Genomic DNA, 10653 nt, shown 5'->3' on the forward strand with positions numbered 1-10653 from the left:
TGTTTTCGACGGTCTTTGCCTCCGCGTTTATGGAAAGGCTACGCATTACGATGTTTGCCCAGAACGTGGTCGGGATCACACGAGTCAAAAAGCGTCGTCGTCCCATCATTCGACCTGTCTCCACCTATTGCAAACAGATGCCCTGATCACCGGGCTGGGCCCATCTTATCAGTTTCCGTTCAATCCGTCATACACGTCTAACTACTGGCGAAATCCAAACTCGGTGTCAAAGATTGCGGGAGACATCCCATTGAACAGATCGCCCAGCTTTTCAAGCTCAGCTTGAGGGCCATGTAATTCGACCCCGGTGATCTCGACCAGCTGTTGCGTGAGCTCAAAGATGTGGTTGCCCAATTCCATATGGCGGATCACTGCATCGGCGTTGTCATAGTCTTCGCGGGATACAACTTTTCCACCGGCACCGAAACTGTAGGCTGACGCCAAATGGCCGGGTTCTAGCCTACGCAGTTCAATCATTTTACAACAATTTTCTCTAAATGCCGCTGCATGTGATTCTAGGATCGTCATATAGCCAACGACAGTTACAATCTGCGGGACGGACACGGTAACTTCTCCTACAATTCGATTTTGAATACACCACAAGAATAAGTGTATTCCGCCCGCAGGTGAAATGGTGGTGGGTACCTAGTTCGGACACCAAGGAACACAGATGTATTCGTCCATGAGTAAAACCGTACATGCATAACAAAACATCCAGCACTGGTTACCACCTTACTCCCAATCTCTGGGCCTCGAACTGGTGTCCGTTTCAGTGGAGGAGGTGGTGGCGAAACTGCTCGTCCGAGAAGACATGGGCAACCGAAACGGGGTGATGCATGGTGGTGCGATCATGGGGGCGGCAGACTCCATAGGAGGAGTAGCTGCTGCAGTGAACCTTGACAAAGATGCCAGTACAACAACCCGGAGAGCAAGACGAACTTCATCCGATCTGTGCGGATTGGCGACGAGATCACTTTGACCTGTATTCCCCTGCATCGCGGTCGAAAAACAATGATTTGGCAGACCACGATTACCCGACCCGATGGCCGTACTGCGGCGATCGTGACCCAAACGCAACTCACTCTGGATTGGAAAGGTTAAACCACCAGGTTCATAGCTGGCTGAGCTTGCAATCGGAAGCCATAACCAGGATTTGTCCGTGATCTGTGAGTTTGGTGCTTTCATAATTCGCACATGCAGTGAAAGTCAGCAAAGCGGGCTGCGCGCGCAGCAACTATGCACCTCACTGAGTGACCGGATTGGGCCGTCCTTAAGGCCTGTGTGATGTGGGGCAGGGGGCAATGCTGCACTGGCTCTGATGGCCGCCTTGAGCCCTAAGTACCACATTCTACATATTGCACGAATGGCGCTTGCTTCAAAATAGCAGACATCCACAAGTGTTTCTTACTGAGGATAAGTTGCCCTCGGGTTAGGTCATCGGTCGCCGCGCACTGGTGACCATGAAGCCTGGTCCGGCCGTCCAAGCTTCGGGGTTACGGATGATCGAAAGTGCTTCGGTCAGCATGCCTTCGGTCATAAAACCGCCACCGATCAATTTAGGCGCCAATGTTGCCAATGTTAGTGACCAGGTCTGCGCTTCAGCCGCTCCTGCGGTATTTCCGGAGAGATTTAAAATGGGCTGGATGTGCCGTGCATCAATTTCCGTAAAGCCCGTATTGGCAAGAAAGCCCGGCAACGTTGCACCAAATTCTAAATTCCACCCTTGAGATGCGGTGAATTCGAGATACGCGGTCCAGAACGTAGCCCAAAAACGGCTCGGACCGGAAGCAACTCGCCTGAAGTCCATTTCAGTAACAACAAATGCGCCGCCGGGTTTGAGCGACTTCAGGATCGCTGACAAAACCTCTGTTCGGGTCGGTAAAGCACAACACCGCGCGACAGTGAACCAGATCATATAATTCTGAACCAAGCTCATCGGCTCGCAGATCGATCTCCTCTAGGGCTATGTTGGGTAAGGTGTTTTCTTTCACGGACGACACGTCCAGATCGCTGGCGATGACTTTTGCGTGGGGCAATGTCTCGGCCAGCCAGATCGCGACGCTTCCGCGCCCGGCACCTATATCCAGACAATGCGCATTCTCTGGAAGGTCAGTCTTTCAATTGTTGCAAAGGTATCGGGGTCGTGCGCATGTGACATGCGATCAAGCCGCTCGGCCTCAGTCGGCAATGTGTGAGGTAATAGATCTTCGTACATCTGGTGCCTCCCATATCTATCCAGAAAATACACTGTATTCACGCATGTTAATACCTGGGCGCACGGTCTCCCTGCTTGTGGTAGGATTGGTTGACTTCATGTTTTTGTGGTGAATCACGTGTTCGAAAAAGCGCATTCGTCATGAACAGGCCTGTTACCCTCGACTATCTGTTATTGGTCGGGATCAGTCTGATTTGGGGTCTCAGTTTGTTCTGAACGAACTGGCCATTCAGAGTTTTTCGCCGTTGGTCGTGGCGACCGGGCGGGTGCTGATCGGATTTGTCACCCTGACGATCATCGCCGCTGTGATGTACGGACGTTCAGCGGGATCTTCGATAAAAGTCGGCAGACAGCCTTGGTCGCTTTACTGTGCAATCGCGGTAGCTGAAGCAATCTTGCCGTGCTTTCTGATCCTGGGGCAGCAACACGTCGACAGCAGTATTGCTGCCATCCTCCTTGCCACAGTGCCAATCTTTACCCTGATACTGGCCCCGTTTTTCGTGAAAGACGAGCATTGGAGTTTGATCGCAGCGCTGAGTGTCGCTGTCGGCTTTGTAGGGATTCTGGTTCTGATCGTTCCAAGTATCAAAGGCAGCTGGCTGGCGGACATAATCGGCGAACTGGCGATCCTGGGTGGCGCATTGAGTTTCTCGGCAAGCCTAATCATGATGAAACATCTGTCAAACGTGCCACCTGTTCTTGCGATGCGAAACGTCTTTATGATCGCGTCCGCAGTACTGGTGGTTTTGACGTTGATCCTCAGTTCCGCGTGGAAGCAGGACCCGTCGTGGCAAAGCGTAACAGCGCTGGCAGGCCTCGGCGTCTTTGTGGCGGCATAGCCTATGTTCTGTTCATCTATATGGTTGGTCGAACCGGCCCGACCTTTACTGCCCTTTCCGGTTATCTGATCACGCTGGTTGGCGTTTTCATCGGCATTGCGTTTCTTGGAGAGCGACTACAGGCGAATGACATCCTTGCGCTTATTCTGATCGTCGCGGCGCTGATCATTGGCAAGTTCAAGTCTTAGTATGCCGCCATTATACGTTTGCCTTGTACCTACCTTGGAGCGATGAAGACGTCCTGCTTCGGGAGCTTTTCGACAACATCCAGTTTCTGATCAAAATGCGCGGCAAGCAGGTAGTTGGGATTACCAGCAATCCATTCTGAAAGGTCGATTGCCTGATACTCACCGGTGTTAAACGCGATCAGTATTCGGGCTTTTCCCTCACCAGCATTTTCAATCGAATGCCCATAACCCTGAGGAATATATCCCACATCCCCTTGTTCAGAGATTCTGTGGCGAAGCGGCCGTTTGCACCAAATATGGTAATTCCGATGCTACCGCTCATTACGTATTGCCATTCATCCGCGTTCGGGTGCCAGTGGAACTCCCTCATCCCCTTAGGCTCAAGTTCCAAAACCACGCCCGTTACCGTGGTTGAGATGGGGAATTCCGATTGGCTGACCAGCCATTCTCGACCGCCTGCGAAAGAAGAATTAGGCTCTTGGTCGAGCAGCCTGTATTTATGCGTATTCCGAGGTGTTGCCAGATGCCCCTGATGAGGCAAAGCAGGTTCTTCCGGCGGCGGGTCGCCGTGAACGAAATAAACTTCGCTCTTGGGAAAAGAATCAAACGCTGCTGCGGGCAAGCCAAGGGATTTTGACAACAGGTCTTTCGGCGCGTGGCCAATCCAGTCCGTGATGCTGAATGTACCGAATTCAGAGAAATACCCATTGTCGAATATCAGAATGAAGTGGCAGGGCTGGTTGCCCAGACACTGTATGGAATGCCCGTAACCACGCGGGAAATACCATACGTCACCTGGTTCAAAATCGTTCGTTTCGGATTTTCCAGCCGGGTTGATGACTGTTGTTCGGCATCGCCCCTCCATGACAAATGCCCATTCCGCAGCAGTGGCGTGCCAGTGCAATTCACGGGCGACACCGGGTTCCAGTTTCATTGAGACACCGGCGATTCCGTTGAAACCGGAAGTTGGCGCACGGTGGCTTCTTTTCCGAAACTGCCACCGTCTTCACGCCCTTTGGATTTTTCCAGTTCAAACTTGAAGTTTGGAAGCTCTTGCTTGGAAAGTTCTGGATCAGGAACATTGTTCCAAAATGGGCCCGATGGAAACTCTGCGGCTGAAACTTGCATCGCAGCAGTTCCCCCGAGACCCGTTGCTGCGGCTGCTTTAAAGAATTCTCGCCTGGATGAACTAACCATATTGGTCTCCTAATTCTCGGGGAGTAGTCTCAAAGTGTAACACAGGATATTTGGCTCTCTAAACTTGCCACAAATTGTTTGGCACGGTCGAATAGCGAGACACCCGTGCCATCTCATCTTCTATGTGTAATCACCTGCGTAGCTATGCTTTAGATGACGCAAAGCACGGGAAGTGGACCTTTGCTGCGGCCGCACCAAAATCTCCCGTCACTTCAGAAAGCGGACGTTGAAGATTTAGATCGTTGCCGTTGTGTTTATGCCACCACTGAAGCGTAGTGCCGGCAATTTTCCGAACAACTCGACTTTCTAATCACTTAAGGTAACCTGTAATTGAGGTTTTAATCCCCCGACACACAGCCGTTCAGTGTTCGGTGCCTTCTGTCTCAGGCAAAATGACCCTCCATTACAGAATCGATTGCCCGGTCGACTTCCAATCATTGAGAAACTGCTCAATGCCGGTGTCGGTTAGCGGATGCCTGACTAATTTGCGGATAACGGACGGGGGATCGTGGCTATGTCTGATCCGGCCAAGGCCGCCTCTGTAATATGATTGGGGCTTCTGATGGATGCTGCAATGATTTCAGTTTCAAAACAATAGGTGTCGAAGATGCTTCGGATATCACGGATGAGATCGGCTCCGTCTAGATTGATGTCATCCAATCTGCCAATGAAAGGTGATACATAGGTCGCGCCCGCCTTTGCCGCCAAAAGAGCCTGATTGGGTGTGAAGCAAAGCGTGACGTTTGTTCTAATACCCTGCCTCTTGAAATGAGCACTGGCTCTCAGGCCATCCAAGGTCAGCGGCAGTTTGACAACCACGTTGTCTGCGATCGCCGAGACTCTCCTCCGCAATCATTCCTGCGGCATCTAAAGCTGCGACTTCTGCCGATACGGGCGTATCTGTCAGAGTGCAAATTTCAGCAATGACTTCTTTGAAATCGCGGCCAGACTTGGCGACCAGGCTTGGATTCGTGGTAACACCGTCCAGCAGTCCAAAGTCTATCAGGTCTTTGATGTCGTTTACTTCTGCGGTGTCCACGAAGAACTTCATAAGCTTCCTCATCGTGTATGGGATGATGTTAATTGAACTAAAAAACGCCAGGACGAGTTAGTATCAACGGATCGCTTCTGCGTCGGTTGAGCCGGATCAAAACGCGTAACGCATACCGAATTCGGTGTAATTCTGGTTTAATGTCAGATCGGCCTTCCTGCTCTCTCTGATGACAAGTTCAGCATTGGGCAGATCATTCGTTGTGGCGCGTTGCAGCGCGGATTTTGGGTCAAAGCCATGCATAATCCAGCGGCGTTGCAGCCTGCTTTTAAGCTCCTCTAAAGTTGGGCTGACAAATACTGTTGCGGCATAGACATCTGCCAATGTTCTCCACGGGTCGCTATCCATCAGAAGGTAGTTTCCCTCAACGACGATAGTCGGAGTTTCTGGGTGAACAGCAATCGCGCCTGCAATGGCCAGATCCATTTGGCGGTCGAATTTGGGGTGAAAGGACTCATGTCGGGCCGACTGCAGTCCTCTGATTGCCTTGCAAAACCCAACTCCGTCGAAGGTTTCTGGTGTCCCTTTTTTTTCCAACAAACTACGCGTCTCAAGTACCCGATTGTCCAGATGATAGCCGTCCATGGGTACCAGCGTGGCTAACGGAACCGCAGAACTCTGATGTGCGTTCAGTGATTGCACAACGTTATCTGCCAGCGTCGACTTACCGGATGCAGGGGGGCCGGCGATTGCGACAATCGTCCGAACCCCAACTTGCCTCCGGGACGAGATCAGGTCGCAAACGCGCATTATGTCCTGCCCGATCACGCGGCGTCCTCTTTCGGGGGCTCTTTGGCACCAGTCATGAAGGCCACGGCATCGGACATTGTGTAGTCCTTGGGATCGATTGTGCAGAGCCTTTTGCCCAGCCGGTGCACATGGATGCGATCGGCGACTTCGAAGACATGCGGCATGTTGTGGCTGATAAGTATGATCGGAATGCCACGCGCGCGCACGTCCTGGATGAGTTCGAGAACTTTGCGACTCTCTTTCACCCCCAGTGCAGCCGTTGGTTCGTCCATGATGATGAACTTGGTCGCAAAAGCTGCGGCGCGCGCAACGGCAACACCTTGGCGCTGACCGCCCGACAGTGTCTCAACCGCTTGATTGATCGACTGAACGGTCATGAGGCCAAGCTCGGTCAGTTTTTCACGGGCGAACTTTTCCATGGCGGGTCGGTCAAGTTGACGCAGATATTGCCCCATGAAGCCCTGTTTGCGGATCTCACGACCCATGAACATATTGTCCGCGATTGACAGAGCGGGCGACATGGCAAGTTGTTGATAGACGATCTCGATCCCCATGTTCCGGGCGTCGATCGGAGAGGTAAAGTTAACCTTCTTGCCTTCGATGAGGATTTCGCCCTCATCCGGGATCGTGGCTCCGCAGATCGCTTTGACGATGGATGATTTTCCGGCGCCGTTGTCCCCAATGACCGCAAGGATTTCTCCCTGACGCAATTCAAAATCGGAATGGTCGATGGCGGTGACGTGGCCATAGCGCTTCACGATTCCGCGGCCTTGGACGATTGGTGTTGTGTCTGACATTAGCCCGAAACCTTTCTAATCCACTGGTCGACTGCGACCGCTGCGATGATGAGGAGACCGATGAGCAGGAAGGTCCACTGCGCATCTGCGCCCAAGAGCCTCAGCCCAAGAGTAAACACGCCAACGATCAGTGCTCCGAACAACGATCCCAGAATGGATCCCCGCCCGCCGAACAGTGAGATGCCACCGATCACAACCGCGGTGATACTTTCGATGTTGGCCAGTTGGCCAGAAGTTGGAGAGACTGAGCCGATGCGGCCGATCAGAGCCCAGCCGGCGAAGGCGCAGATCAGCCCGGAGAGCATATAAACTGACATCAAGGTCTTGTGGACGTTGACACCGGACAGTTCGGCCGCTTCTGGATCGTCGCCCACCGCATAGACATGACGGCCCCAAGCTGTGTGTTTGAGTGCATAGGCCAGCACAAAAATCAAGACGAGCATGAATATGACGCCAACTGTAAAAGTCGCCCCACCGATGCTAAATTTTGTGCCGAAAAACTGAAGGAAGGGGGCGTTTGCCTCTATGTCCTGACTACGAATGGTCTCGTTTGCGGAATACAGGAAGTTGGTTGCCAGAACGATCTGCCACATTCCAAGTGTGACAATAAAAGGGGGGAGTTTAACGCGGCTGACAAGCCAACCGTTGAGGGCTCCGATCATCGTTCCGACAGCCAGACCGCACATGACGGCTAATGGCACAGGAATGCCATATCGGAAGGTGAACTGACCCATGATAACTGAAGAAAAAACCATGATCGCACCGACACTCAGATCGATGCCAGCGGTCAGAATAACAAGGCTCTGCGCTGCTGCCACGATGCCGACGATCTGAACCTGTTGAAGGATCAAGGTCATAGCGAAAGGCGAGAAAAATTTTGAACCCAATAGCAGCCCAAAAACCAACATCGCTCCGACTAAGACAATAAGTGGCACAAAGGACGGATTGACATGGAGAAGGTGCTGCAACTTCCCCAGTGCGCCGCGCCGGTGATCCTCAAACTCCGCGACGGTTTCCGTCCTGCTTGCGGCGGCTTCAAATTCCGGGGTGCCTTGGTTTGTTTCAGACATATCTCACCCTTTCGTGGCTTGCATTGGGGTCACGAGATCAGTTTACAGGAAGTATCGGATTGCTGGTTAAAGCAATGGTGAGGTGCTCATATGAGCGCCTCACCAAATGGGCTTGTACTTAGCCCCAGCAGAGTTCCAGTCCCTCTGCGACTGAAATCGATTCAACACCATCGGCGGGTTGATCAGTAATCAGCGCCACACCGGTATCATAGAAGTCTTTTCCAGGTGTGTTTTCAGGCTTCACGCCTTCGTCTGCCCATTTCTTTACGGCTTCAACACCAAGCGAAGCCATCAGCAAGGGGTATTGCTGGCTTGTGGCGCCGATTACACCGGCCTGAACGTTTTGTACGCCGGGACACCCGCCATCGACTGAAACGATCAGAACATCGTTTTCACGTCCAATGGATTTCAGGGCCTCGTAAGCGCCCGCCGCTGCCGGTTCATTGATCGTATGCACAACGTTGATCGTCGAGTCCTTGGCCAGAAGGTTTTCCATGGCGCGGCGCCCGCCTTCTTCGTTGCCGTCGGTCACGTCACTACCAACCAGCCGCGCGTCCGTTTCGTCGCCAATAACATTGGGATCTGCCAAGTCCACTCCGAATCCGTCAAGGAAGCCCTGATTGCGCAGAACGTCTACTGTTGGCTGGCTGACATTCAGATCAAGCGTCGCGATTTTTGCGTCCGCTGCAGCGTCACCCATTTTGGCCTTTGCCCATTGCCCGATCAACAGTCCGGCCTTGTAGTTATCCGTTGCGAAAGTTGCATCAGCTGAATCGATCGGGCTGAGCGGTGTGTCCAGCGCAATAACCAAAAGTCCTGCATCCCGCGCTTGTTGGACCGCTGGAACAATCGAGCTCGTGTCCGATGCCGTTAGTAGAATTCCCTTTGCACCGTCGAGGATGCAAGTTTCAATGGCCTGAACCTGAGTTTCGTGGTCGCCGTCAATTTTACCAGCAAAGGCTTTCAACGTCATGCCAAGCTCTTCAGCCTTGGCCGTCGCGCCTTCTTTCATTTTTACAAAGAAGGGATTGGTGTCAGTCTTCGTGATCAGGCAGACGGTTTCTCCGGCTGCCTGAGCAGAGGCCGCTGCCATCGTGAGCACGGTCGCAGATGCGGCAATCTTGAATAGATTTCTCATATTTGTCCTCCCAGAAAATTTTTGCTGCCCCGAGCGGCGTACCAACGAGGCCTACCTCCATCCTCTAATGAAGGTCTCATTCAAGAAACTGTGATTCTGGTCTCCCTGTCAATAAATAAATAAAGTTTATTTATTAATTTGATCGACCGCCTTTCCATAGTAAAACAAGGTGGTTATGTTTTGAGTTATGGAGAAAGACGCGCTGAGAATGCTGACAGGAGGCGTAAGTCAAAGAGGTGTTCGAGACCACAACGAACGTCTGATTTTGACAGTTTTACAACGGCATGGGCCTACGGCGGGTGCCGACGTTGCGCGGTTGACAGGTCTGTCTCCACAGACCGTTTCAATCATTTTGCGCAAGCTCGAAAAAGACCAGATTCTCAAACGCGGAGCCCCGTTGCGAGGAAAAGTTGGGAAGCCCTCGATCCCAATGGAGTTAAATCCGGAAGGCATCTTGTCAGTCGGGATGAAGATAGGGCGACGCAGTGCCGATCTGCTTTTGATCGACTTTACAGGCAGGCCGCGCCGCCAACTTTCCACAACCTATGATTATCCGTTGCCAGAGGCCGTTTTCGGTTTTTTGGATTCTGGCTTGGAAACGCTACTGGCTCACGAACCGCAAAGGCTTCGTGATCGCGTATGCGGGATTGGAATCGGCACACCGTTCGAACTTTGGAAATGGCACGACCTGTCTGGGCTTGCCGCCAAGAAGTTTAGTTTCTGGAAAAATGTTAACTTCTTCTCGGAGGTCGCCAAGTTCAGCGACTTGCCGGTTTTTGTAGTCAACGACGCGACCGCTGCGTGTCACGCGGAGCATCTATATGGTCGTGGGGCTGAGTATCGCGATTATTTTTATTTCTTCATTGGGTCAATGATCGGCGGCGGAGTCGCGTTGAACGGCACCGTGTTTGAGGGCAACCAAGGCAATGCTGGTGCCTTGGGCGCGATGCGCACGACGGGCCCATTGGGTGAAAGCCAGCAACTGATCGACACCGCCTCACTGTTTCTGCTTGAGGACAGGCTGATCGAAGGGGGCGTCGACCCCGCGATTCTCTGGAAGAAGCCGCAGGACTGGACAAGCATCACACGGTATGTCGAGCCGTGGATTGGAGCGACTGCGCAGGAGTTGGCCAAGGCTTCTCTTTCAATTTGTGCCGTCATCGACTTCGAGGCCATTTTCATCGACGGGGCGTTTCCGCCGGACGTAAGAGAAGAGTTGGTGGCAAGGGTTCGGCGCTATCTGGTCAACCAGGACAAACGCGGTCTTATCCCTCCGGTCGTGGAAGCCGCAGCAGTCGGAGAAAACGCCCGTGGCATTGGGGCGGCAAGCAGCCCAATTTTTCGCCAGTTCCTACTAAACACCAATGCAGGCCTTTCTGGGATGTAGCAGCAGTTCGTCGTCAAATTT

General features: G+C 52.6%; 12 protein-coding genes and 2 pseudogenes. 5 read left to right on the plus strand and 9 right to left on the minus strand.

Going from position 1 to position 10653, the window contains the following annotated elements:
- Nucleotides 1–201: 201 nt before the first annotated feature.
- Nucleotides 202–477 carry a hypothetical protein gene (locus ACR3EP_RS19310; protein WP_480639090.1) on the minus strand — a complete coding sequence of 92 codons (276 nt, stop codon included), beginning with the start codon at nt 475–477 and terminating at the stop codon, nt 202–204.
- A 307-nt stretch (nt 478–784) separates the two neighbouring features.
- Here ACR3EP_RS19310 and ACR3EP_RS19315 point away from each other — a divergent pair, with 307 nt between their 5' ends.
- Both ACR3EP_RS19315 and ACR3EP_RS19320 read left to right on the plus strand, forming a co-directional pair.
- On the plus strand, nt 785–979 hold the full coding sequence (locus ACR3EP_RS19315; RefSeq protein WP_480639091.1) for a hypothetical protein: 195 nt from the start codon (nt 785–787) through the stop codon (nt 977–979).
- Nucleotides 952–1101, plus strand: coding sequence for a hotdog domain-containing protein (locus tag ACR3EP_RS19320; protein WP_480639092.1), 150 nt, complete (start codon nt 952–954; stop codon nt 1099–1101). Before ACR3EP_RS19315 ends, ACR3EP_RS19320 begins: the two co-directional genes overlap by 28 nt.
- A 707-nt stretch (nt 1102–1808) precedes the next feature.
- Here ACR3EP_RS19320 and ACR3EP_RS19325 read toward each other — a convergent pair.
- Nucleotides 1809–2087, minus strand: a complete 279-nt coding sequence (locus ACR3EP_RS19325) for a methyltransferase (protein WP_480639218.1) — start codon at nt 2085–2087, stop codon at nt 1809–1811.
- Between the two features lie 322 nt (nt 2088–2409).
- Between ACR3EP_RS19325 and ACR3EP_RS19330 the strand changes: the two genes are divergently transcribed.
- Complete coding sequence (locus ACR3EP_RS19330) at nt 2410–3054, plus strand: DMT family transporter (protein ID WP_480639093.1); 645 nt, start codon at nt 2410–2412, stop codon at nt 3052–3054.
- A gap of 20 nt (nt 3055–3074) precedes the next feature.
- A complete protein-coding gene (locus ACR3EP_RS19335) occupies nt 3075–3242 on the plus strand; it encodes a hypothetical protein (RefSeq protein WP_480639094.1) in 168 nt (55 codons plus the stop codon).
- Nucleotides 3243–3271: 29 nt separating this feature from the next.
- Here ACR3EP_RS19335 and ACR3EP_RS19340 read toward each other — a convergent pair.
- The 7 genes and pseudogenes from ACR3EP_RS19340 to ACR3EP_RS19370 all read right to left on the minus strand — a co-directional run bounded on the left by ACR3EP_RS19340 (nt 3272) and on the right by ACR3EP_RS19370 (nt 9200).
- Nucleotides 3272–4176: pseudogene (locus ACR3EP_RS19340) on the minus strand (cupin domain-containing protein).
- Nucleotides 4173–4439, minus strand: coding sequence for a twin-arginine translocation signal domain-containing protein (locus ACR3EP_RS19345; RefSeq protein WP_480639095.1), 267 nt, complete (start codon nt 4437–4439; stop codon nt 4173–4175). Before ACR3EP_RS19345 ends, ACR3EP_RS19340 begins: the two are co-directional and overlap by 4 nt.
- 403 nt (nt 4440–4842) lie before the next feature.
- Nucleotides 4843–5490 (minus strand): annotated as a pseudogene (gene fsa, locus ACR3EP_RS19350) (fructose-6-phosphate aldolase).
- 96 nt (nt 5491–5586) lie between these two features.
- Nucleotides 5587–6075, minus strand: a complete 489-nt coding sequence (locus tag ACR3EP_RS19355; protein WP_480639096.1) for a nucleoside/nucleotide kinase family protein — start codon at nt 6073–6075, stop codon at nt 5587–5589.
- Nucleotides 6076–6254: 179 nt separating this feature from the next.
- Nucleotides 6255–7037 (minus strand): ATP-binding cassette domain-containing protein, encoded by a 783-nt coding sequence (locus ACR3EP_RS19360; protein ID WP_170351257.1) that lies wholly within the window; start codon nt 7035–7037, stop codon nt 6255–6257.
- Nucleotides 7037–8107 (minus strand): ABC transporter permease, encoded by a 1071-nt coding sequence (locus tag ACR3EP_RS19365; protein ID WP_480639097.1) that lies wholly within the window; start codon nt 8105–8107, stop codon nt 7037–7039. The genes ACR3EP_RS19360 and ACR3EP_RS19365 overlap by 1 nt, the downstream gene beginning before the upstream one ends.
- 118 nt (nt 8108–8225) lie before the next feature.
- Entirely contained in the window at nt 8226–9200 is a 975-nt protein-coding gene (locus tag ACR3EP_RS19370; protein ID WP_254428641.1) for a sugar ABC transporter substrate-binding protein, read from the minus strand.
- 232 nt (nt 9201–9432) lie between these two features.
- On the opposite strand from ACR3EP_RS19370, the gene ACR3EP_RS19375 reads away from it, so the two are divergent.
- A complete protein-coding gene (locus ACR3EP_RS19375) occupies nt 9433–10632 on the plus strand; it encodes an ROK family transcriptional regulator (RefSeq protein ID WP_480639098.1) in 1200 nt (399 codons plus the stop codon).
- The last annotated feature ends 21 nt before the right edge of the window (nt 10633–10653 follow it).

This window comes from Ruegeria sp. BB10, assembly GCF_056535725.1.

Bases quoted from the DNA above. Each gene is read 5' to 3' on its own strand.
- ACR3EP_RS19310 (WP_480639090.1), bottom strand. From the start codon at position 477: ATGATTGAACTGCGTAGGCTAGAACCCGGCCATTTGGCGTCAGCCTAC.
- ACR3EP_RS19335 (WP_480639094.1), top strand. From the start codon at position 3,075: ATGGTTGGTCGAACCGGCCCGACCTTTACTGCCCTTTCCGGTTATCTG.
- ACR3EP_RS19345 (WP_480639095.1), bottom strand. From the start codon at position 4,439: ATGGTTAGTTCATCCAGGCGAGAATTCTTTAAAGCAGCCGCAGCAACG.
- ACR3EP_RS19355 (WP_480639096.1), bottom strand. From the start codon at position 6,075: ATGGACGGCTATCATCTGGACAATCGGGTACTTGAGACGCGTAGTTTG.
- ACR3EP_RS19360 (WP_170351257.1), bottom strand. From the start codon at position 7,037: ATGTCAGACACAACACCAATCGTCCAAGGCCGCGGAATCGTGAAGCGC.
- ACR3EP_RS19365 (WP_480639097.1), bottom strand. From the start codon at position 8,107: ATGTCTGAAACAAACCAAGGCACCCCGGAATTTGAAGCCGCCGCAAGC.
- ACR3EP_RS19370 (WP_254428641.1), bottom strand. From the start codon at position 9,200: ATGGCAGCGGCCTCTGCTCAGGCAGCCGGAGAAACCGTCTGCCTGATC.
- ACR3EP_RS19375 (WP_480639098.1), top strand. From the start codon at position 9,433: ATGGAGAAAGACGCGCTGAGAATGCTGACAGGAGGCGTAAGTCAAAGA.